The organism is Rhodococcus sp. IEGM 1318 (genome assembly GCF_033142465.1).
Lineage (GTDB): Bacteria > Actinomycetota > Actinomycetes > Mycobacteriales > Mycobacteriaceae > Rhodococcus_F > Rhodococcus_F qingshengii_B.
Genome location: NZ_JAWLSC010000008.1, coordinates 305,954 through 328,626 on the forward strand (window position 1 = coordinate 305,954; position 22,673 = coordinate 328,626).

The window sequence follows — 22,673 nt, forward strand, 5'->3', positions numbered from 1 at the left end:
TCTCACCCGAATACGCGTCGGAGAACCCCTCCACAGAGCGATGACCGCCAGGATTGTCCGTTCATAGCGTGAACGGCATGCGGATCACACGGGTGAAAGACCTCTCTCGAAGCGCCGGCACCTGGGCTGCCCTGGCGCTGGCTGCAACGGCGGCAATCATCGTCACTGCCGGATCGAGCGGCGCCGAGCCGCCGCGCACCGAGAACTCGAACGCATCCAGGGCGATCGTCACTGTGACTACCGCGGATGCCTCTGACGCTGTGACCACCATCCCGACGGACTTTGCGGCATTCGCGGGCTACACCCCCACCGTCGTCGATGGATACCTCGCCAATCCCCACGGCGACTGCTCGTCGCCGGTCCCACTTCCCGACGAATTCGACTCGGCCTGCAAAGCGCACGATCTCGGCTACGACCTGCTCCGCTACGCGCATTCGCACGGAACTGAACTGGGGCCGTGGGCACGTCAGGTCCTCGACGGTCAGCTCGACGAGCGAATGCATGCCGCGTGTGAAGACCGCACGACTTTTCTCTCACGAGGGTATTGCTTCGCGATGGCCGATGTAGCCGTCACAGCGGTGAACGGAAATTCCTGGCGCCAAAGCTATCTGACACCGGTCGCTGAATCAGGCTTCGGTTACGGCGCGGCCGGAGTCTTCGCTGTCTCCGCTCTCGGCTTCACCCTCGTGCGGTCGCGGCGTCTCGATCCGTCGAACGGGTTCTCCTCCTCTCCGAAAGCGGTTGCAGCATGAGCGTTCTGAATGCGTCACGGACCCCTGCCCTCGCCCGAGTCGGGGCGCTCGCACTCCCCCGAGTGTCGACGAGCGTCGCCGTGGCAGCGATGTCCGCCATCTCACTTGCCCCCGGACTGCTGCCGAGATCAGCCGTGCTCCAGGGCGTGTTCAGCGGTCTGCTCGTCGCGGCCGGACTACTGGCGATGTGGGCGTTCTCCGCGGTTGCGCGTCGACTCGTCTCCGATCGTGTGAAGGCCCGATTCGACGAACATCATTGGCGCATCAGCGCGTTGGGGTTGTCGACGGCCGCCGCCGCGATCGCTGTCTTCGCCGCCTCCAGTTGGCAGAACTTGTTGCGAGCGGCGATGGGCGCACCGTCTGCCGGACTTCTCCACTGGGCGGAGGCGGGTTGCATTGCAGCACTGACCGCACTTGGCCTCTGGGGCATCGGGGTCGGGATGTCGAAGGCGCTGCGGTGGATGGGTTTCGTGCGGAGCGTCGGCGCACTGGTCATGGGTGTTCTCGGAGTGCAGTTGGTAGTTGGTCCCGCCGTGTGGAACGGTCTTTCCGATTCGTTCGACAGTTCCAACGCGTACATCGACACTGCTCTGACACAGCCACTTTCGGCCTCCGTGTCAGGCAGCCCCGAATCTCTCATCTCGTGGAGGTCGATGGGCGCGGAGGGACGTAAGTTCGTTGCCACCGATCCGCGTGAAGACTCGGTGCGCGTCTACGCCGGTGTCGATTCCGCACCCAACGCCGCATCGCGTGCCGCTCTCGCCGTGAGTGAACTCGATCGCGTCGGCGGCTTTGCCCGCAACAGCGTCGTGGTAGCCGTTCCGACCGGCTCGGGGTGGATCGACACGCACGCAGTCGACGGTATCGAGCAACGGTTCGGCGGCGACGTCGCGATAGTCGGCCAGCAGTACTCCGACGCACCCAGTTGGGCTACATTCCTGTTCAGCCGAGACGAGGCCGAAGATTCGGCCACCGCTCTGTTCACCGCGGTCGGTACACACATCGCCTCGATGCCGACCGAAGAGCGACCGGACTTGTTCCTCTACGGACAGAGCCTGGGCGCCGTCGGGGGCAGTGCTGCGTTAGTGGAGAAAAGCCCCACCACCACGTGCGACGTGTTGTGGGCCGGTCCCCCGGCGGGCGCGACGCGGACGGAGGGCGCAACCGTCCTCGCGAACACGTCCGACCCGGTGGTGTGGTGGTCCCCCGCCCTCGCCACACAGAAGCCGGACCTGAGCCGCGCCGTCCAGGATGCCCCGATCCCGCAGTGGATTCCAGGCGTCACGTTCTTGCAGACGACCGCAGACATGCTCGGTTCGCTCGGTGTTCCCGCCGGCCACGGTCATCGCTACGGAACCGATCAGGGGACGGCATTGGGGACCTGCTCCTGAAACTGCTGTGCGCCTTTATCAACCGCGGAGGGTTGATAAAGGCGCACAGCAAACAAGTCAGACTGCAGTTGCAATCGGGCCGCGTGCAGCTTCGTAGGCGGCACCGACGCGGTAGAGGCGCTCGTCAGCCATGGCGGGCGCCATGATCTGCAAGCCCACCGGCAGGTTGTCGTCCGCGGACAGACCCGAGGGCACCGACATCGCGCAGTGTCCGGCCAGGTTGGTCGGCAACGTGCACAGGTCCGAGAGGTACATGGCCAGCGGATCGCCGACCTTCTCGCCCAACTTCCACGGGGTGAACGGGCTGGTCGGCGAGACCAGTACGTCCACCTTCTCGTAGGCCTTGTCGAAATCGCGCGCGATGAGCGTACGAACCTTGAGCGCCGAACCGTAGTAGGCGTCGTAGTAGCCCGAGGACAGTGCGTAGGTACCGATCATGATGCGGCGCTTGACCTCCGGACCGAAACCGGCGGCGCGAGTTGCGGCCATGACCTGGTCGGCACTCATGTTGCCGTCGTCGACACGCAGTCCGTAGCGCATGGCGTCGAAGCGAGCCAGGTTGGACGAGACCTCACTGGGCAGCACCAGGTAGTACGACGCGAGTGCGTGCTCGAAGCTCGGGCACGAGACCTCGACGACCTCGGCACCGAGTGCCTTGAGCTGCTCGACGGCCGCGTCGAAGGAAGCGATGACGCCGGGCTGATAGCTGTCGGAGTGAAGTTCCTTGACCACACCGACCTTGACGCCGCGCAGGTCGCCGTTTGCACCTTCGCGTGCTGCGGCGACGACCGGACGCACGGGGGCGTCGATGGACGTGGAGTCACGCGGATCGTGCCCGGCGATGACCTCGTGCAGCAGAGCGGTGTCGAGCACGGTTCGACCACAGGGACCGCCCTGATCGAGCGACGAGGCGCACGCGACGAGTCCGAAGCGTGAGACAGTTCCGTACGTCGGCTTGGTTCCGACCGTCGCGGTGACCGCAGCGGGCTGACGGATCGAACCGCCGGTGTCAGTGCCGATGGCCAGCGGGGCCTGACGGGACGCGAGCGCCGCTGCGCTACCGCCGCCCGAACCACCGGGGATGCGGGTGACGTCCCACGGGTTACGCGTCGGGCCGAAGGCCGAGTTCTCGGTCGAAGAGCCCATCGCGAACTCGTCGAGGTTCGTCTTGCCGAGGATCGGGATGCCGGCAGCGCGCAGCTTCGACGTCAGAGTCGCATCGTACGGCGCGACCCAGCCTTCGAGAATCTTCGACGCACAGGTGGTCGGCATGTCCGTCGTGGTGAAGATGTCCTTCAACGCGATCGGAACGCCGGCGAGTGCCGAAGCGGGTTCGTTTCCGCCTGCGAGCGAGTTGTCCACTGCTGCGGCGGCTTCGAGAGCCTGTTCGCCTGCAACGTGCAGGAAGGCGTGATACTCGGTGTCGACGGCCGCGATGCGGTCGAGATGCGCCTGCGTGACCTCTACGGAGGACACCTCACGCGAGTGGATCTTGCCGGCCAGCTCAGCGGCGTCCAGCGTGGTCAGATCGGTCATTCGCCCTCTCCAAGGATCTGCGGAACCGCAAAGCGATCCTGTTCGACTGCGGGTGCTCCGGACAATGCCTGCTCGGGGGTCAACCCGGGCACGATCACGTCAGGGCGGGTCACGTTGGTGACGGCATTGGGGTTCGCCATGGGCGGGACGTCGTCGGCCGCAACCTCGGTGACCACCTTGACGTGGTTGAGAATCGAATCCAACTGACCGGCGAACTCGTCGAGTTCGGCATCGGACAGGGCGAGTCTGGACAGCCGCGCGAGGTGCGCGACCTCGTCACGGGAGATGGCAGGCACCGCGGGGCCCCTTTCGGAAGAGGACGTGAACATTGCCGGTCCAGCCTAGTTGCTCGCCGCGACAGACCTGTAAGCACGCCTGCTGTGTCGACCGGTACGCACGTCTTCTGTGTCCACCGCCACGTCGAATCCACCTCGTGTTTCGCTCGTGTGACAAGCATGTGCACCCGGTGTGACCCCGCCGCGGCGCCCACCATCGCAGGCTGAGCAAGTGCAAAGATGGGTGTGGCCCGGGTCGACGTGATCCGGGCAAGAACCGATCAGCGAAAGGCACGCACGTGTCGTACCTGCTTCGCGTCCAACTGCCCGACCGACCCGGCAGCCTCGGCGCGCTCGCCGTAGCTCTCGGATCCGTGGGCGCAGACATCCTCTCCCTCGACGTCGTGGAACGAGGCGACGGTTTTGCCATCGACGACCTCGTGGTCGACGTCGAACCGGGCGCGCTGCCCGACACCTTGATCACCGCTGCCGAGCATCTACCGGACGTGCTGGTCGATTCGATCCGCCCCTACGCCGGGATTCTCGACACTCACCGTGAGCTCGAACTCATCGATTCCGTTGCGACGGCCCGAAACGATCGACTACAGGTCCTCGTCGACGGCGCGCCGCGTGTACTGCGAGTCGGATGGTGCGTCGTCGCGGACATCGGCAAGCACGGTGCGTACCGCGTCGTCGGGAGCGCCGGTGCGCCGGAAACCCACGCCACCGACATTCCGTGGATGCCGCTGGACAAGCCCACTGCACTCGACGGCGAGGCGGATTGGGTTCCGGACGTATGGCGCGACATGAACACCAGCCTCGCTGCCGCACCTCTCGGTTCCGGCAATCGAGTCCTCATGCTCGGCCGCCCCGGTGGACCCGAATTCCGCCCCTCTGAGATAGCCCGCCTCGGCTACCTCGCAGGAATCGTCGCGACGGTACTGGGTTGACCAGCGTGGGTAATCAGGCCAGGCCGCGAACCATGACGGTCAGTTCCATGCCGCGAATGGGCTCCCACGCGCGCTCGGGATCCGGGACAAAACCGTTGCGGTCGTAGATACGACGCGCGTCAACCATCTCGGGCTGCGTCGAAATGACCACCGAGTGATCGCCGCGATCGTAAGCGTCGGCGATCACGGCGCGAACCAATGCGGTTCCGGCGCCCGATCCCCGAGCCTGTGGCGAGACCGCCAGCATGCGGAACTCGAGTTCACCCTTCTGCGCAACGTCGGCGAAGGGCGTACCGGGCTCGGCAATCGTCAACGAACCCACGACCTGATCGCCGAGAACGGCCACCAGCACCCGCCCCTGCTCCACCCGAGTTGCGGTGTCGCGCAGGCGCTCCGCGTACGGGGATCCGTCGGCGACAAATCCGCCGCCCACGTACGACTGCACAGTCAGCTCACCGACGGTCTCGAACTCTGCCGGCAGAACTTCACGAATCTCGATCATGGCGTCACTATGGCACCCCACACGCCAATCTCAGAAATCGGACAAAGTCACTCTGCTGCGTCCAATTCCGTGGGAGCGACTGCATCCGGGCCATCTTCGAGCAACCGCCGGAAGCCGTCCTCGTCGAGCACCGGTACACCCAATTCGACGGCCTTGTCGTGCTTGGAACCGGGCGCCTCACCAACGACGACAAAGGCGGTCTTCTTCGAGACCGAACCTGCCGCCTTGCCCCCGCGCACAAGAATCGCTTCCTTTGCCTGATCGCGCGAGTACGTCTCGAGCGAACCGGTGACAACGATCGAGAGGCCCTCGAGATTGCGCGGAATCGAATCGTCTCGTTCGTCCTCCATGCGCACTCCGGCCGACGCCCACTTGTCGACGATCTGCTCGTGCCAGTCGACCGAGAACCACTCCACGACCGCCGCCGCGATCGTGGATCCGACGCCGTCCACTGCAGCCAACTCGTCGACCGACGCTTCCCGAATGCGTTGCAACGAACCGAATTCGCCGGCCAACGCCCTGGCGGCAGTAGGGCCGACGTGCCGAATCGACAGTGCCACAAGCACTCTCCACAGCGGCTTGTCCTTGGCCGAATCCAGATTGGCCAGCAAGCGTTTTCCGTTGGCGGACAGTGCTCCCGCATTGGTGCGGAAGATAGGAACATCGATCAGTTTCTCGGCGTCGAGGGAAAAGAGATCGCCCTCGTCGCCGATGACCTTCGCTTCCAGCAGACCGGTCGCGGCCTCGTATCCGAGCACCTCGATGTCGAATGCCCCGCGACCGGCAACGTGGAACACGCGCTCGCGCAACTGCGCCGGGCAGTACTGCTGATTGGGGCATCGCACGTCGACGTCGCCCTCTTTTGCGGGTGCCAACAACGTGCCGCACTCGGGGCAGTGCGTCGGCATGACGAACTCGCGCTCGGTACCGTCGCGCACGTCTGCCACGGGCCCGAGGACCTCTGGGATAACGTCTCCGGCCTTACGCAACACCACGGTGTCGCCGATCAGCACACCCTTGCGCTTGACCTCGGATCCGTTGTGCAGCGTGGCCAAGGACACAGTGGAACCCGCCACCGTGACGGGTTCCATGTACGCGAACGGCGTCACACGTCCCGTGCGGCCGACACTGACCCGGATGTCGAGGAGCTTGGTCGTGACCTCTTCCGGCGGGTACTTGTACGCGATCGCCCACCGCGGTGCGCGAGACGTGGTGCCCAGACGTCGATGCAACGACATCTCGTCGACCTTGACCACCAGGCCGTCGATCTCATGCTCGACGTCGTGGCGATGTTCTCCCCAGTACTTCATCTTCTCGACCACGGCGTCGGCGCCGACCACCCGCGAAGTGTGCGTGGACACCGGCAGACCCCAGGCGGCGAGGGCCACGTATGCGTCGTACTGCGAAGCCGGATCGAAACCTTCCATGCTTCCGAATCCGTGGCAGATCATGCCGAGGCGACGACGCGCGGTGACGGCCGGATTCTTCTGGCGCAGGGAGCCCGCCGCGGAGTTGCGTGGATTGGCGAACGGCGCTTTGCCCTCCTCCACCAGCGAGGCATTGAGTGCAGCGAAGTCCTCGAGGCGGAAGAACACCTCACCGCGCACCTCGAGCAGGCTCGGAATCGGGTACTCGTCCGTGGCGGTGAGCCGCTCCGGTATGTCGTTGATCGTCAGGGCGTTGAGTGTGACCAGCTCGCCGGTGCGACCGTCGCCGCGGGTAGCGGCGCGCACGAGTTTGCCGTTCTCGTAGACAAGGTTGAGAGCGACACCGTCGATCTTCACTTCGCACAGAAAGTGCAGTTCGGGCCCGGTTTCCTGCTCTACCTTGGCGATCCATCCACGGAGTTCGGACTCGTCGAAGACGTTGTCGAGGCTGAGCATCCGCTCGAGGTGATCGACGGATGTGAAGTCCGTCGCGAATCCGCCGCCGACCAGTTGCGTCGGGGAGTCGGGAGTCCGCAGATCCGGATACTGCTCTTCGAGAGCATTGAGCTGCCCGAGCAATATGTCGAATGCACCGTCCGAAATGACGGGCGCATCACGAACGTAGTAGCGGAACTGATGCTGGCGTACCTCTTCGGCCAGCTCCGTCCACTGCTCGCGCGCCTCGTTGGGCGCTGGCTGCATTGCATCCGCGGTTTCAGTCACAGCTAGAAGATTATCGGTTCGCACCGACACACCACATGACTCCACGCATCAGAACGCCGAGGGATCGTCCACCAATGCCTTGCCGACGTCTGTGCTCAGTCGAAGAGCGGCACGAGCCCACTCCAGGCTCGCACCCGCAAGACCGCAGCGTGGGGTCACCGCGACCTGGGTCTGCAGGAGTTCACGCGAGAATCCGAGACGATCGATCAGCGTGACGGCAGGCATCGCGCACTCTTTCCACGTCACCGGCTTTTCCGGCTCCACGGACGGAACCAGACCGAGCGCCAGTTCCTTGCCGGCGTCGAACAATTGGCCGATGCCGTCGAGATCGCGTGAGCCGATGAGGGACATGTCGAAGCTCACGCCGAACGCGTGGCTTCGCCTCAGCAGATCCCACGGCATGTCGGCGCCGCAACTGTGGACGATCGTGGGCAGCCCGCTACCGCTGATCGTCGAGTCGAGAACGGCGAGCGCCTCAGGTTCGGGCAGTGCCGGAACGCTCTCCATCTTGGTGCGCCCCGGCAGCGAACCGGCCAGTACGGCCGCGATCTGGGGCTCGTCCAACTGGATCACCACTGTGGCGCCGGTGCGGCGAGTGACCTCGGCCGCATGACGCGCGAGGCCCTCACCGAGTGATTCGGCGATGTCGCGGAGCGCCCCGCGGTCGACGAGAACTCGCGAGCCGTTCGCGACCTCGATCTCGGCGCCGAGCGTCAGCGGGCCGGCAGCTTGGAGCTTGATCACGTGATCTCCGCCGACCAAGCGGGCCGACTCCCAGGCTTCCTCGAGTGCGTCGAGATCCTGATTCAGGAAGTCCTCGGCCCGCTTCGCCACGTTGCCCCGCCGAGGCACGACGCGATAGGCACGCGTCGAGGCGTCGAGGTTGATGTCGACCAAAATGGCGCCTGCCCGGCCGACCATGTCTGCGCCGAGACCCCGGCCCGGCAGCTCCACCAGATGTGGGAAACCGCCAAGCTCGCCGAGGATGGTTGCGGCACTTTCGCGGGCATCCGTGCCCGGCCAGGATCCGATTCCGGTGACGAGGCCACCGATGGAAACCTGCTGCGTCACAGTGTGTTCGGCTCGGATTCGGTGCCCGAGATGGTGCCACTGCCGAGGACCTGGTCGCCCAGTTCGCTGTCGGGGCGATACAACACGACAGCTTGTCCCCTTGCGACGCCGGTCAGTGGTTCGCGCAACGAGATCGATATACCGCCGCTTGAAGTACCGTCATCGACGGCCTCCGCGACGGCCTCCGCCAGCCCGCCGTGCGCACGAACCTGCACCATGCATTCGACCGGGCCCTCCGGCGCCTGGCCCGAAGTCCAGATCGCACGCTGCGCCGCGATGGCCCAGACGTCGAGATTCTTGGCCGAACCCACTCGGACCGTTCCGGTTTCGGGCTCGATCGCGGTCACGTACCGCGGACGGCCGTCACCCGCCGGACCTTCGACGCCGAGACCCTTACGCTGCCCGATCGTGAAGCCGTGGACGCCGTCGTGCGCAGCGAGGACTTCACCCGAATCGGCGTCGACAACGCTTCCGGGACGAACGCCGATGCGTGCACCCAGGAATGCTCGTGTGTCGCCGGTCGGGATGAAGCAGATGTCGTGACTGTCAGGCTTGTTCGCCACAGCGAGGCCGCGCTCGGCGGCTTCCTCGCGGATCTGTTCCTTCGGGGTGTCACCGATCGGGAACATCGCGCGTGAAAGCTGCTCTGCCGTCAGCACACCAAGGACGTACGACTGGTCCTTGTCCGCGTCGACCGCCCGGCGCAGCACACCGTCTTCGAGGCGTGCGTAGTGACCGGTCGCCACGGCGTCGAAGCCGAGAGCGATCGCACGATCGGCGAGTGCGGTGAACTTGATCTTCTCGTTGCAGCGCAGGCAGGGGTTAGGGGTCTCACCTGCCGCGTAGGACGCCACGAAGTCGTCGATCACGTCTTCCTTGAAGCGATCGGCGAAATCCCAGACGTAGAAAGGTATTCCGAGGACGTCGGCGGCGCGCCTGGCGTCGCCGGCATCTTCTTTCGAGCAGCAACCCCGCGAACCTGTCCGCAATGCGCCCGGCGCCGTGGACAGCGCAAGGTGAACTCCGACGACGTCATGTCCGGCGGCAACAGCGCGGGCGGCGGCGACAGCGGAGTCGACACCTCCGCTCATGGCTGCGAGTACTCGCATCAGCGATCCCCTCCACGCGAACCGGCACCGGCGAGACCGGCGGCCCGAGCGCGCTCTACTACTTGTGGAAGCGCTGCGAGCAGCGCATCCACATCGGTGACACTCGACGTATGTCCGAGCGAAAATCTCAGTGAGCCACGCGCTACGGGCGATTCGACGCCCATCGCGATCAACACGTGGCTTGCCCTGGCCACACCGGCGGTGCAGGCCGAACCGGTGGAACATTCGATACCGGCTGCGTCGAGGAGCATCAGCAACGAATCGCCTTCGCAGCCGGGGAAGGTGAAGTGCGCGTTACCGGGAAGCCGATCGGATCCGGTCGGGCCGTTGAGCACCGACTCGGGAAGGACCTCCAGGACTCCCTCGATCAAACGGTCACGCAGCTGCGCCAATTCCCTTGTGCTGGAATCGAAGTTCTCGACGTTTGCGCGCAACGCCGCAGCCATGCCGACAACTCCCGCGGTATCCGGAGTGCCCGAACGCAGATCACGTTCGTGCCCACCGCCGTGAAGGAGCGGCACACAGGGAACCTGGCGTCCGAGCAAGAGGGCACCGACGCCGTGCGGACCACCGAACTTATGCGCCGCGATGCTCAGCGCGGACAACTTGCTCGCTGCGAAGTCGACGGGCAATTGGGCAACGGCCTGGACCGCGTCGCTGTGCATCGGAATCTCGAACTCGGCCGAGACCTCCGCCAACTCCACGATCGGCATGATCGAGCCGACCTCGTTGTTGGCCCACATCACCGTCACCAGTGCTACTTCGTCGGCGTGGACGGACAGTTCGTCGCGCAACGTCTGCGGATCGACCACACCGTTCTCGTCGACCGGCAACCACGTCACGCGCGCGCCCTCGTGCTGCTCGAGCCACTCGACGGCGTCGAGCACCGCATGATGCTCGACGGAGCTGGCCAGAATGCGAGTGCGTCGTGGATCGGCGTCACGGCGAGCCCAGTAGATGCCCTTGACCGCGAGGTTGTCGCTCTCGGTTCCCCCGGAGGTGAAAATGACCTCCGACGGCCGCGCGCCCAGGCTGGAGGCGATCGATTCGCGCGATTCCTCGACGCGGCGCCGGGCCGCACGACCGGAGCCGTGCAGCGAGGACGCGTTGCCCACGGTTTTGAAGGCATCGGTCATCGCCTCGATAGCGGCTGCCGACATCGGAGTCGTGGCGGCATGATCGAGGTACACCGGAGATCCGGCGTGGGCACTGTGGGCAGGCAGAGTCATGGCTTGACAAGGATAGCCCAGCACGAGAGCTCTCCCGGCCTCGCTCAGCAGGCTAAGCGCTCATCACTCGGGAGGGATCGATTTGTCCCACGGCTTGTGTCACGAGTTCCGGTGCGGGGTCGAAGATGTCGTGAGCTGCCAGATCGATGATGTCGACGCCACGTACGGCTCTCTCGCATCGCTGGGCGAGATCGGCTCGACACTCCCCTGCCTCTTCGAGCGGAGCCAGCCTGACCTTCACCTCGACGTTCTTCTGACGCAGGATCCGACGGATGGACTGACCGATCGTTTCGGTGCCGACAAAGCACGGTCCGGTGCACAGGGAACCGTCGGCGTTCTCGTATCGGATCGCCATCGGCTGAACTGGGCATTCGGCGTCGACGGCAGCTTGGAACATCGCCGGGCGAAAACCGCCGTACGCCCGGCCACACCAGGTCGTTCCCTCGGGAAACACCATCACGCGGACACCGCGCTGCAAGCGTTCGCGAACGACGTCGACGGTTCCGGGGAGATCCCGCAGTCGGGCGCGGTCGATGGGCACTACGCGCATCCGCCGTGCGAGGCCGCCGAGTACTGCCCAGTCGAGCAGGTCCGCGCGGGCGACGAAGTTGGCCGGCGCAACGGCACTCGCGACGAGGACGTCGGTCCACGACACGTGACCGGCGACAACCATCACGCCTGCCGGTTCGGCGCGCCCCAACCGTTGATCGTCGACCGTGAGCTTCATCCCCAGACAGCGCAGCAACGCCCGCGAGTATCCGCGTTGCATCTCCGTGCGCCAAGTGCGCGGGAGTAGCCAGCCGGCCGACAGCACCGGCGCAGTCACCAGGGCGGCACCAACCATGACCCCGCGGGCAATCACGGTGATACTCGACACAGCGGGTGCGTCCGCAGGTAGACACCCGTCGCCGCAGGGGCTCGTCGGTACCCAGTACGGCACCGCCGCGGTCATCAGCCCATCCCCGACTCGTGTGCGGCGGCCGCCGATCGCAGCCGTTCGAGATAACGCTTGTTTGCGGAGTGAAGGCCTTGCAGCGCAACAAAATCGGCCACACCGAACTCGGGATCGTAGGCAGGCTCCCCGCAGATCGTCGCGCCCATCCGTAGGTAGCCACGGAGCAACGGCGGCATCGTGAGGCGTTCCGGTACGCCGATCTCGTCGAGCGTCAGACCGCCGAGGACCACCGGGTTTCGTGGGATCACCCGTCGCGAAACCGGGCTGGCGTGCTTCTTCATAACGAAGTCACGCACGCCGCGGACATCTGCGCCGGCAATGGCATCGGGGCGCGGCAGGATGGGCACGGAGACGCAACCCATCACCCACTCGTATCCGGTCAGTTCGAGATAGTGCAGGATGCCCGACCACATCAGGCTCAGGACGGATCCGGTGCGGTGAGCGGGATCGACACACGCGCGCCCCATCTCCACGATCCTGTTCGCCACCGGGTCGAGCGCGGAGATGTCGAATTCCGTTGCGGTGTAATACCCACCGGCCATCGCAGCGGAATCCGGCGGCAGCATTCGGTAGCAGCCGACGTACTCCTCGGTGATGTTGTCACGAACGAGAAGATGATCACAGAATTCGTCGAAGGCGTCGGCGTCGAGTTCGAACACCCCAGCCGTTGCCGGGAGGGAGAAGCCTGGCTCGGAGGCGAACACTCGGTATCGAAGGCGCTGCGCAGCGACACGATGCTCGCGGTCGGAGGAGACGATCAGGGAATATCTCGGCTGGGCGACCTCACGGCCGAGATTGTCACTCGCGGAGCGAAGGACTGACGTAATTGTCATGCGCAAGGTTTATCGAGCGCGAACGGCATCCCGGTATCGACGAAGTGACATACCGATGCAGGCCGGGTGAATAAAGCACTGTGCGCCTTTATCAACCGCGGGGGGTTGATAAAGGCGCACAGCAGATTGTGCGTTTCAGCCCTTGTGGGACTTCACAGCTTCGGTGAGCTGCGGTGCGACGTTGAACAGGTCGCCCACGATGCCGAAGTCGGCGATCTCGAAGATGGGTGCCTCTTCGTCCTTGTTGACCGCGACGATGGTCTTGGACGTCTGCATGCCGGCGCGGTGCTGGATGGCACCGGAAATGCCGAGCGCGATGTACAGCTGCGGGGAGACCGTCTTACCGGTCTGACCGACCTGGAACTGTCCGGGGTAGTAACCCGAGTCCACAGCGGCACGCGAAGCACCGACTGCAGCACCGAGGGAATCGGCCAGCTCTTCGACGACGGAGAACTTGTCAGCGCTGCCGACGCCACGTCCACCGGAGACGACAACCGACGCCTCGGTGAGCTCGGGGCGGTCGCCGCCGACGATGGGCTCACGCGAGGTGACCTTGACGGCACTCTCGTCCTGAGCCGGAACCTCGACGGTGATCTGCTCGCCTGCGCCGGCCTGCGGAGCAGCCTCGACGGCACCCGGACGAACCGAGTAGACGGGAACGTCGCCGTTGGCTTTGGCCTCGACGGTGAACGCACCACCGAAGATGGAGTGGACGCCGGTGCCGTCAGCCTTGATCTCGATGACGTCGGTCAGCAGTCCGGAGCCCAGACGGGCGGCCAGACGACCGGCAACCTCTTTGCCTTCGGTGCCGGCTGCGGTGATGACTGCTGCCGGGCTGGTGGACTCGACCAGAGCGGCGAGAACGTCGACCTTGGGGGTGACGAGGTAGCCGTCGATGTCGTCGGACTCGGCGACGTAGATCTTTTCGGCGCCGGCTGCTGCCAGCGCGTCGGCGAGCTTTGCTGCGGTGCCCGCGGGGCCGGCGACAACTGCCGACGGCTCACCGAGTGCGCGTGCAGCGGTGATGAGTTCGGTGCTGACCTTCTTCAGCGCACCCTCTGCGTGCTCTACGAGCACAAGTACTTCTGCCATGACTTAACTCTCCCTGAGTTCTTCTGCTGGATGTCTAGAAGGGCGCGATCAGATGACCTTGTTGCTGACGAGGTAAGCGGCAATCTTGGTGCCACCGTCTCCCTCGTCGGCGATGCGCTCACCAGCGGTACGGGGGGGCTTCGGGGTGGAGGACGTCACGGTGGTGCCGGCGTTGGCAACACCGACGGTCTCCGGATCGACTCCGAGGTCGGCCAGCGTGTAGACGAGAACTTCCTTCTTCTTCGCGGCCATGATGCCCTTGAAGGACGGGAAGCGCGGCTCGTTGATCTTCTCGGTGACCGAGACGATCGCGGGCAGCGAAGCCTCGAGGCCGAAGACGCCCTCGTCGGTCTCGCGCTCACCGGTGATCTTGCCGTCGGCGACGACGACCTTGCGCAGCTGCGTGAGCTGCGGGATGCCCAGGTACTCGGCGATGATGGCCGGGACAGCGCCGACGCGACCGTCGGTGGCCTCGTTACCGGCGATGATCAGGTCGGCAGGCTCGTCGTTCTCGAAGGTGATCTGTCCGAGAGCAGCAGCGAGGGTCCATGCGGTCTGGATCGCGTCGGAGCCGTGCAGTGCCGGGTCGTTGATGTGGACAGCCTTGTCGGCGCCCATCGAGAGAGCCTTGCGGATAGCGTCGGTGGCGCGGTCGGGACCTGCAGACAGCACCGTTACCTCACCGCCCTGAGCTTCCTTGATGAGGAGTGCTTCTTCGACGGAGCGCTCGTTGATCTCGTCGAGGACTGCGTCGGCGGCTTCACGGTCAAGCGTGTAGTCGCCGTCGGTCAGCTTGCGCTCGGACCATGTGTCGGGGACCTGCTTGATCAAAACAACGATATTCGTCATGGGTCTTCGTCGACCTCCTGTGTGTAATTCACCTGATAAATCGTCTGTGGTGCTCGCGCAGTCCGAGCGTCCGAAAAGAGAGTCCGACAGGTCTCCCTACGGGCGGATTTCTCGGTTCACGTCGGCTGTGCGTTAGATTACCCCACGTTAAGTTACCGGTGGGTAACTTAACGTGGAACCTCGTCCACCATAACGGCACGAACAGGAATTGACAGCAGTGATCTGGACCACGGCGAACACGTTCTACTCGGATGGCACTAATCTCGCACGGGTGAGTGAAACGAGTGTCAGCAACCACGAGGACGCACCCCTGCCCTTGACGGGCGAACGAACCGTGCCAGGAATCCCCGAGGAGAACTACTGGTTCCGACGCCACGAAGTGGTGTACCGCGCACTTCTGGAGCGCTGCACGGACCGCCGAGTCCTCGAGGCCGGATCCGGAGAAGGCTACGGCGCCAACATGATTGCGGACGTCGCAACGAAGGTTACCGGCCTCGACTACGACGTCTCCGCGGTCGAACACGTTCGTGCGCGCTACCCCCGCGTCGAGATGCTCCACGGCAACCTCGCCGAGCTTCCACTGGCCCACAACTCGGTTGACGTCGTCGTCAATTTCCAGGTGATCGAGCACCTGTGGGATCAGGGTCAGTTCTTGCGCGAGTGCTTCCGAGTTCTCGCTCCCGGCGGTGAACTTCTGATCAGTACCCCCAACCGGATCACGTTCTCCCCCGGCCGCGACACGCCGCTCAACCCTTTCCACACTCGTGAGCTCAACGCCGCCGAAATGACCGAATTGCTCGAAGACGCCGGATTCCGCGTTCAGTTGATGACCGGTGTGCACCACGGTTCACGCCTGAAGGAACTCGACGCCAAGCACGGCGGATCGTTCATCAACGCGCAGATCGACCGCGCGTTGGCCGGTGAGCCCTGGCCCGAAGATCTCACCCGCGACGTCGAGGGCATCACCGTCGACGACTTCAGCATCAGCGAACCTGACATCGACGACAGCCTCGATCTCGTCGCAATCGCCGTGAAAGACACCGCTGTCAAGGACGCTGCTATGAAGGAAACCGGCGAGTGAGTAACGCAACACCCGTCACCGAACCGGGGATGTTCGCCCTGGTTCTGCACTCCCATCTGCCGTGGCTCGCCAACCACGGCAGATGGCCCGTCGGCGAGGAGTGGATCTACCAGTCCTGGGCTGCGTCATACATTCCGCTCGCCGCCGCGCTGCGACGCTTGGCCGACGAGGGCCGATCGCACTTGCTGACGCTGGGAATCACGCCGGTACTCGCAGCCCAGTTGGACGATCCCCACTGCCTCGCCGGAATGCATCACTGGCTCGGCAACTGGCAGATCCGTGCCCACGAGGCCGCCGGCATGCCGGACGCAGCACACCGCGAACTCGGAGCGCGCGAACACCGGGCGTCAGCAGCTGCTCTCGAGGATTTCGAGACTCACTGGCAGCACGGTGCCTCACCGGTATTTCGCGACCTCATAGATCGTGAGGCATTCGAGCTTCTCGGCGGGCCGCTGGCCCATCCGTTCCAACCACTGCTCGATCCCCGCTTGCGGGCCCTCTCCCTCCGCGAAGGTCTCGCCGACGCGCACGCCCGGTGGAACCACACCCCTACCGGGATCTGGGGACCCGAGTGCGGGTACACCCCGGGCATGGAGCGCGGGTACGCCGAAGCGGGCGTCACCCACTTCATGGTCGACGGCCCCGCCTTGCGCGGCGACACGTCCCTCGGTCGCCCGGTTCGAGAATCCGACGTGGTTGCCTTCGGCCGCGACCTGCAGGTCAGCTACCGCGTCTGGTCCCCGAAATCCGGATATCCGGGTCACGCTGCTTACCGCGACTTCCACACCTACGACCACGAGACGGGCCTCAAGCCGTCGCGGGTCACCGGACGGACCGTCGACTCCGCCGACAAGTTGCCGTACGACCCCGATCTCGCCGCGGCCGCGGTCGACAAGCATGTCGCCGACTTCGTCGAAACCGTTCGGGTGCGTCTGCGCAGTGAATCCGCCCGCATCGGCCGCGACGCCCTCGTGGTCGCCGCTTTCGACACCGAACTGTTCGGGCACTGGTGGCACGAAGGTCCGCAGTGGGTCGAGAAGCTCCTGCGCGCGCTCCCCGAAGCCGGAATCCGCGTCGGCACCCTCGCCGACGCGAAGGCATCGGGATACGTCGGCGAACTCGTTCAGCTCGAGGACTCGTCCTGGGGATCGGGTAAGGACTGGCGCGTGTGGGCCGGCGATCAGGTATCCGACCTGGTGCAACTGAACTCCGAGGTAGTAGAGACCGCGCTCAGCACCGTGGACAAGTCTCGCGGACGCGACAACGCACCCGGACGACCGGAACTGCGAAACCGCGTCAACGATCAGGTACTTCGCGAGACACTGATGACAGTTTCGAGCGATTGGGCATTCATGGTGAGCAAGGATTCGGCCGCGGGGTACGCCCGCGAACGCGCGCACAAGCACGCCCATGCGACCAGGGAAATCTCCGAAGCGCTGGTATCCGGCCGCGATGCCGTCGCCGTGAGACTCGCCGAAGGCTGGAATCGCGCCGACGGATTGTTTCCGGGACTGGATGCTCGCCGTCTGCCTGACACAGAACTGAGTCCGTCGTGAAAATTCTCATCGTCTCGTGGGAGTACCCACCGGTCGTCGTCGGCGGGCTCGGTCGACACGTCCACCATCTCGCCACCGAATTGGCAGCCGCTGGCCACGAGGTCGTGGTGCTCTCACGCCGCCCGTCCGGCACCGATTCATCGACCCACCCGACAGTCACGCACATTTCCGAGGGCGTTCTCGTCGTCGCAGTGGCCGAGGACCCGGCGCACTTCGTCTTCGGTGAGGACATGCTCGCGTGGACCCTGGCCATGGGCCATGCGATGGTCCGTGCCGGGATGGCGCTGCACAAGCCGGGCGTCGGCGAAGGTTGGCAACCGGATGTGGTGCACGCGCACGACTGGTTGGTTGCACATCCGGCAATCGCCCTGGCCGAATTCTACGACGTACCACTGGTTTCCACGCTTCATGCCACCGAAGCCGGTCGGCACAGCGGTTGGATCTCCGGCCGAATCAACCGTCAGGTCCACTCCGTCGAGTGGTGGCTGGCAAACGAATCCGACTCTCTCATAACCTGTTCGGCGTCTATGCAGGAAGAAGTGACCGAGCTCTACGGCCCGACGCTTCCACCGATCACCGTCATCCGCAACGGAATCGACGTGACCACGTGGAACTTTCGCGAACGCGGACCGCGATCCGGACCGCCGAAACTACTCTTCGTCGGGCGACTGGAATACGAGAAGGGTGTGCAGGACGCTATCGCGGCACTCCCCCGAATCCGTCGTAGCCACCCCGGCACGACCCTCGCGATCGCGGGCGAAGGTACTCAGTTCACCTGGCTCTACCAGCAGGCACGCACGCATCGCGTCGCGCGGGCCGTCGACTTTCTCGGCAACCTCGATCACACCGAACTGCTCAGCTGGCTGCACGGCGCGGATGCCATCGTCCTGCCGTCACGCTACGAGCCGTTCGGGATCATCGCCCTCGAAGCGGCGGCAGCCGGCACTCCGCTGATCACGTCCACCGCAGGCGGACTGGGCGAGGCCGTCGTCGACGGGGTGACAGGCATGTCTTTCCAACCAGGCGACATCGCCGGACTCACCTCGGCAGTTCGCGAGGTTCTCGACGATCCCACCGGGGCACAGGAGCGGGCCGTGGCGGCCCGGGCACGCCTGACGTCGGACTTCGACTGGCATCAGGTCGCCGAGGAGACTGCGCACGTCTACGCGGGCGCAAAGCGTCGGGTGCGGCAGCCGCTGGCACGTCCGCAGATACCCGAGCGTCCGCTACCTGGGCGCTGACCTCAGTCTCAGGAGGTCGGGAGTGGCGCGGTGAAGCGAGAACCCGCATCCCCGAGCAGATGGCCTGGCGGCAACATCCGGCCGCACAGCACCAGCAGCAGATCCTGCGCCGCTCCGTGGACCTCGGCGCCTGCACCGTATTCCCAGTCTCGGTCGTCGGCGTGCAACCGCGCGCCATCGAGATCCGTCCCGAAATACTTCACTGTTTTGGGCGAGAGGCCGCCGAGGACGCGGCTGAGCCGATCTTCCGGCACCACGTAATCGTCGCCGAGTGCCACGCGAATGTCCTGACCGTGGATCACGTCGTGCGAGAGCGCACCCTCGAAGCCGCCGCCCGGCGGCTTCCACGGGTGTGCAACATTGTCACGAAGTGAGGCAAGCAGTTGTTGTTCACCAACTTCCGACGCGTCGGCGAGCGCTCGCCGATTCGACATCTTGTTGAAATTTCCGCGTGACTTGACCATTTCCAGGACGAATCGCGGCGCCGAGTATCGGTACGGCATGGTGATGTGCGCGATCACTTCGCGGACGCGCCACCCGTCGCAGAGGGTCGGCGCATTCCACTGCTCTGCACTCAGGCCTTCGAGAAATCCCACCAGTTCGCGGCGCTGCGCCACGACCCATTCAGGTGTCTGTTCGCTCATGTCGGCACTCCTTTCACCGGCGCAGACTTTCGGCGCCGATACCGATACAGACCGGTGGCGGCGCCGAAAGTAATCGCTGGTTCTGCCGAAAAGTGAGCTACGAGGTCGACGATGCGTCGGCAGCAGCCTTCTTGCGTGCGATGTCCTCGAGCGCCGCGACGTACTTCGCGCGATCGGCAGCGCCGGCTTCCCAATCGGACTTGCGGTTCTTGACCGCCTTCGCGGGCGAGCCGACGGCGATGCTGTAGTCCGGGATGTCTCCCTTGACGACGGCGTGCGCCCCGAGGACACACCCACGTCCGACGCGGGTGTTCCGCAGCACCGTGACCTTGGCGGCAACCCAGGTGTCCGGGCCGATACGGACGGGGCCTTTGACGATGCCCTGGTCCTTGATCGGTGTGTTGATGTCGTCCATGCGGTGGTCGAAGTCGCAGATGTAGCACCAGTCGGCTACGAGCGTCGAAGCACCGATTTCGATGTCGAGGTAGGTGTTGACGACGTTGTCCTTGCCGAAGACGACCTTGTCACCGATGCGCAGCGAGCCTTCGTGGCACCGGATCGCATTTCCGTCACCGATGTGCACCCAGCGCCCGATCTCGAGGCGGGACAGGTCGGGGGTGGAATGGATTTCGACGTTCTTGCCGAGGAACACCATGCCGCGCAGGATCACGTGCGGGTTGGCCATCTTGAACTTGGCGAGACGGTAGTACCGCACCAGGTACCAGGGTGTGTACGCCTTGTTCGCCAGAACCCATTTGAGGGAATCGACCGTCAAGAACTTGGCCTGATCGCTGTCGCCTCGGCGTGATCCCCGCCATCGAGTGCGCAACGGTGCGCCCCACATGCTCGTCATGAGTGTTCAGCCTACGTGGGGCCGACTCACCGACCCTCGGGGTGTGCCCCGTCACGTTGCCCCGGTCGGGATAGTCTCTGGTCCGGGCTTGTGCAGTTGTCGAAGGCTCTTGACGAAGTGAAGGCAGGGAGATTGTGATGCGGCGGGTCCTACGGTCGTCCGTGATGGTGTCGACGGCGATCGCTGCGGTCCTGATCGCCGGTTGCGGCAGCGACGACGGCCGGGTGGACCGGTACGCGTCGGCGGGTTGGCCGGCCATGCATGCCGACGCACGCAACAGCGACACGAGTCCGGTCACCGGGTCACGCGATATCGAGTTCGCGTGGTCACGGCCCCTCGGCGGTCCGGTTGCCGCGTACGCCTCGGTGGCCGCGAACGGCCAGAGCTTCGTCACCGCCCGCACCGAGAACGGCTGCAATCTCTTTTCGTTCCAGATGGATTCGGGTCGCAAGAAGTGGTGCGCTCGACTCAACGACGGCGTAGTCGCCTCGACGCCCATCGTCGACACGGCCACCAATGTCTACGTCGGCGAGAGCGGCGCGATGATGTCGTTCACCGAGACAGGCCAATTACGTTGGCGCACGCTTGTTGTCGGCACGCCGCTCTCGTCGCAGTTCACCGGCGACGGCAACTTGCTGTTCATCACGCAGCTGGGCCAGATCAACGTGCTCGATCCGCAGACCGGCGCCAAAGTGGTTCCGTCGTTCGACCTGATCCCACCGCCGTCGATCGACCAGGGCGCGAATGCAGAACTCATTCCCGACAACAAGGGTTTGAACGAGTGCTTCCTCGGCACGTCCGGCTGCCCGGTGGCCAATACTCCGGCAGTCGACCTGGGCACCGGCAAGTTCTACTTCACCTTCTACGGACCCAGTTCTCAGGCTGCCGATCTGGTCGCCATGAAGTACACGGGCGGCGACAATCCGTCCATCACCCGCGAGTGGTCCACCGATGCGCTTCCCGGGGGGACTGCGTCGAGCCCGGACCTGTCGAAGGACGCCAAGACCGTGTACGCCACCGACAACAACGGGTCCCTCTGGGCAGTGGACGCCGAAACCGGCGACACCAGGTGGAGTTACGACATCGGCTTCAACTCGGCCGGCAGCGCCTCGACGTCCGACGACGGCCTAATTATCCCCGCCGGCGGCGACAAGGGGCATCTCCTTGCCGTGCGCGACGAGGGAGATCATGCCGAACTGGTCTGGGAGCGTAAGGACCTTCTGCAGCTAGGTGTTCCGGCACAGACCGCCGGAAACACCGGATACACCGTCGTACGCGAGGGCGAGAACGGACTGAGCCTGATCACCTTCGACACCCAAACCGGCGAGACGGTGGATCAGGACACGTTGCCGGGCGCGGTCGGATTCACCGTCGGCACCTCCATCGGTCCCAAGGGCGAAGTGTTGACGCCCAGCGCAATCGGTGAGCTGTTCGTCTTCAAGTGATCTAGCGGGATGCCTCACAGATGAAGGCCGACGCCGATCGCCCGATCCGCACGATCACGACGCTCAGCGCAAGCGAGCCTTTCAGCTTGAGTCGCGGACGCAGCGCTGCCGGGTCGACGTCGACGCCCCGAACCAGAATTTCGACGACACCGCAGTCCCGCTTGGCCAGCGTCTGCTTGAGCAGTTTCTCCGAGTACTTGATCTGCTCGAGGATCCGGAATCCGCGAACGCCCTCAGGGACACTGTCACCGGTCAGATAAGCGATCCGCGGATCCAGTTGCCACAGTCCGTGTCTGGCCGCGTAGTGGCGCACGAGGCCCGCGCGCACTACCGCTCCGTCCGGGTCGATGATCCACTCCCCCGGCGCTTGCTCCGGAATCACGTCGTCCTCCGCGTCGGTGACCGCCCACCCGCTCCCGTCGGAGCGAAGGACCGAAGCTCGACGCGTGACGCCGGACTCGGCCAGTCCCGTCGACCACAGGCAGGCTTCCTTGACTCCGCCGTCGAGCGAGACGACCTCGACTTCGCCGGCCCAGCCGAGGTTGTCGAAATCGAGTCCGGGAGCGCACTTCACCGCGAGATGACGGCCGGAGTACGCCTCGATGAGGTCCGGTAGCGGCGGCATCAGCGCTGCCGGATCGTGAGTGCGGCGACCGCCCGATCGCCGCGCGGGATCTGCCAGTACGACGGTCCCGCGTGTCGTGGGGCGGAGTGCGTCGGCCCGCAACAACGCTGCGCTCGGCACATTGCGCTGTGCCATCGCCAGCCGAACGGAATCGATGTCGCTGCCGATCACGCGATGCGCAACTCCGGTCAACGCATGCAGTTCGGCGCCGATCGAACACGTCACGTCGTGGACGTCGCGCCCGATCAGACGCTGCGCGCGGTGCGCCGCCACGACGCCGGGAGTGGCCTGCTGCATCGCGTCGTCCGTGAACAACCACTGATCACTGCCCGGCAGTTTCGTAGTGGCCTTGCGTCGAAGCAGGACGGTGTCCACGAGCGCAGGCATGTGATCACCGAAACGCGTACGCGCCCGGCCGATGTCGGCCAGACGCGTACGCGTGGACAGTTCGAGCTGATCCACCTCGGCCAAGGCAGCTACGCCGGAATCACTTCCGAGATAGTCGACGTCGCCGAGGGTGAAGTCATAACCCAA

Annotated in this window: 21 protein-coding genes; 7 read left to right on the forward strand and 14 right to left on the reverse strand. The window is 64.9% G+C overall.

Annotation, left to right across the window (positions count from 1 at the left end; genetic code table 11):
- Nucleotides 1-77 precede the first annotated feature (77 nt).
- Nucleotides 78-752 (forward strand): hypothetical protein, encoded by a 675-nt coding sequence (locus R4P65_RS20470; RefSeq protein WP_317827900.1) that lies wholly within the window; start codon nt 78-80, stop codon nt 750-752.
- Nucleotides 749-2,143 (forward strand): alpha/beta-hydrolase family protein, encoded by a 1,395-nt coding sequence (locus R4P65_RS20475; protein ID WP_317827901.1) that lies wholly within the window; start codon nt 749-751, stop codon nt 2,141-2,143. The genes R4P65_RS20470 and R4P65_RS20475 overlap by 4 nt, the downstream gene beginning before the upstream one ends.
- A 57-nt stretch (nt 2,144-2,200) precedes the next feature.
- Here R4P65_RS20475 and gatA read toward each other — a convergent pair whose 3' ends face one another.
- Both gatA and gatC read right to left on the reverse strand, forming a co-directional pair.
- The gene (gatA, locus tag R4P65_RS20480) at nt 2,201-3,679 is read right to left on the reverse strand and encodes an Asp-tRNA(Asn)/Glu-tRNA(Gln) amidotransferase subunit GatA (RefSeq protein WP_030535403.1); all 1,479 of its coding nucleotides are present in this window, start codon (nt 3,677-3,679) and stop codon (nt 2,201-2,203) included.
- Complete coding sequence (gene gatC, locus R4P65_RS20485) at nt 3,676-3,975, reverse strand: Asp-tRNA(Asn)/Glu-tRNA(Gln) amidotransferase subunit GatC (protein ID WP_003944747.1); 300 nt, start codon at nt 3,973-3,975, stop codon at nt 3,676-3,678. The genes gatA and gatC overlap by 4 nt, the downstream gene beginning before the upstream one ends.
- 278 nt (nt 3,976-4,253) lie before the next feature.
- Between gatC and R4P65_RS20490 the strand changes: the two genes are divergently transcribed.
- Nucleotides 4,254-4,904 carry an amino acid-binding protein gene (locus R4P65_RS20490; protein WP_003944719.1) on the forward strand — a complete coding sequence of 217 codons (651 nt, stop codon included), beginning with the start codon at nt 4,254-4,256 and terminating at the stop codon, nt 4,902-4,904.
- A 13-nt stretch (nt 4,905-4,917) separates the two neighbouring features.
- On the opposite strand, the gene R4P65_RS20495 is transcribed toward R4P65_RS20490, so the two are convergent.
- From R4P65_RS20495 to R4P65_RS20535, 9 genes are all read right to left on the reverse strand, one after another.
- The gene (locus R4P65_RS20495) at nt 4,918-5,406 is read right to left on the reverse strand and encodes a GNAT family N-acetyltransferase (RefSeq protein ID WP_230812805.1); all 489 of its coding nucleotides are present in this window, start codon (nt 5,404-5,406) and stop codon (nt 4,918-4,920) included.
- Nucleotides 5,407-5,453: 47 nt separating this feature from the next.
- Nucleotides 5,454-7,535, reverse strand: a complete 2,082-nt coding sequence (gene ligA, locus R4P65_RS20500) for an NAD-dependent DNA ligase LigA (RefSeq protein ID WP_411742566.1) — start codon at nt 7,533-7,535, stop codon at nt 5,454-5,456.
- A 69-nt stretch (nt 7,536-7,604) separates the two neighbouring features.
- Entirely contained in the window at nt 7,605-8,627 is a 1,023-nt protein-coding gene (locus tag R4P65_RS20505; protein ID WP_317827903.1) for a methionine synthase, read from the reverse strand.
- Nucleotides 8,624-9,736, reverse strand: a complete 1,113-nt coding sequence (gene mnmA / locus R4P65_RS20510) for a tRNA 2-thiouridine(34) synthase MnmA (RefSeq protein ID WP_317827904.1) — start codon at nt 9,734-9,736, stop codon at nt 8,624-8,626. Before mnmA ends, R4P65_RS20505 begins: the two co-directional genes overlap by 4 nt.
- Entirely contained in the window at nt 9,736-10,965 is a 1,230-nt protein-coding gene (locus R4P65_RS20515; protein WP_317827905.1) for a cysteine desulfurase family protein, read from the reverse strand. Before R4P65_RS20515 ends, mnmA begins: the two co-directional genes overlap by 1 nt.
- 52 nt (nt 10,966-11,017) lie before the next feature.
- Nucleotides 11,018-11,917: a lysophospholipid acyltransferase family protein gene (locus tag R4P65_RS20520; protein ID WP_317827906.1), complete on the reverse strand. Its 900-nt coding sequence runs from the start codon at nt 11,915-11,917 to the stop codon at nt 11,018-11,020.
- On the reverse strand, nt 11,917-12,753 hold the full coding sequence (locus tag R4P65_RS20525; protein ID WP_317827907.1) for a GNAT family N-acetyltransferase: 837 nt from the start codon (nt 12,751-12,753) through the stop codon (nt 11,917-11,919). Before R4P65_RS20525 ends, R4P65_RS20520 begins: the two co-directional genes overlap by 1 nt.
- A 135-nt stretch (nt 12,754-12,888) precedes the next feature.
- Complete coding sequence (locus R4P65_RS20530; protein WP_003944698.1) at nt 12,889-13,845, reverse strand: electron transfer flavoprotein subunit alpha/FixB family protein; 957 nt, start codon at nt 13,843-13,845, stop codon at nt 12,889-12,891.
- A 48-nt stretch (nt 13,846-13,893) separates the two neighbouring features.
- Complete coding sequence (locus R4P65_RS20535; protein ID WP_019747906.1) at nt 13,894-14,694, reverse strand: electron transfer flavoprotein subunit beta/FixA family protein; 801 nt, start codon at nt 14,692-14,694, stop codon at nt 13,894-13,896.
- A gap of 271 nt (nt 14,695-14,965) precedes the next feature.
- Here R4P65_RS20535 and R4P65_RS20540 point away from each other — a divergent pair, with 271 nt between their 5' ends.
- Genes R4P65_RS20540 through R4P65_RS20550 form a run of 3 tightly spaced genes read left to right on the forward strand, consistent with a single transcriptional unit; the run spans nt 14,966 to nt 18,572 of the window.
- A complete protein-coding gene (locus R4P65_RS20540; protein WP_317827908.1) occupies nt 14,966-15,775 on the forward strand; it encodes a class I SAM-dependent methyltransferase in 810 nt (269 codons plus the stop codon).
- 29 nt (nt 15,776-15,804) lie between these two features.
- A complete protein-coding gene (locus R4P65_RS20545; RefSeq protein WP_317827923.1) occupies nt 15,805-17,331 on the forward strand; it encodes a glycoside hydrolase family 57 protein in 1,527 nt (508 codons plus the stop codon).
- Entirely contained in the window at nt 17,328-18,572 is a 1,245-nt protein-coding gene (locus R4P65_RS20550; RefSeq protein WP_317827910.1) for a glycosyltransferase family 4 protein, read from the forward strand. Before R4P65_RS20545 ends, R4P65_RS20550 begins: the two co-directional genes overlap by 4 nt.
- Nucleotides 18,573-18,580: 8 nt before the next feature.
- Here R4P65_RS20550 and R4P65_RS20555 read toward each other — a convergent pair whose 3' ends face one another.
- Entirely contained in the window at nt 18,581-19,216 is a 636-nt protein-coding gene (locus R4P65_RS20555; RefSeq protein ID WP_230812791.1) for a maleylpyruvate isomerase family mycothiol-dependent enzyme, read from the reverse strand.
- 97 nt (nt 19,217-19,313) lie between these two features.
- Nucleotides 19,314-20,069 carry an acyltransferase gene (locus R4P65_RS20560; protein WP_230812790.1) on the reverse strand — a complete coding sequence of 252 codons (756 nt, stop codon included), beginning with the start codon at nt 20,067-20,069 and terminating at the stop codon, nt 19,314-19,316.
- 137 nt (nt 20,070-20,206) lie between these two features.
- On the opposite strand from R4P65_RS20560, the gene R4P65_RS20565 reads away from it, so the two are divergent.
- Nucleotides 20,207-21,514, forward strand: a complete 1,308-nt coding sequence (locus tag R4P65_RS20565; protein WP_317827911.1) for a PQQ-binding-like beta-propeller repeat protein — start codon at nt 20,207-20,209, stop codon at nt 21,512-21,514.
- 1 nt (nt 21,515) lies between these two features.
- Here the strand turns inward: R4P65_RS20565 and R4P65_RS20570 are convergent, their stop codons facing one another.
- Entirely contained in the window at nt 21,516-22,673 is a 1,158-nt protein-coding gene (locus tag R4P65_RS20570) for a THUMP-like domain-containing protein (RefSeq protein WP_317827912.1), read from the reverse strand.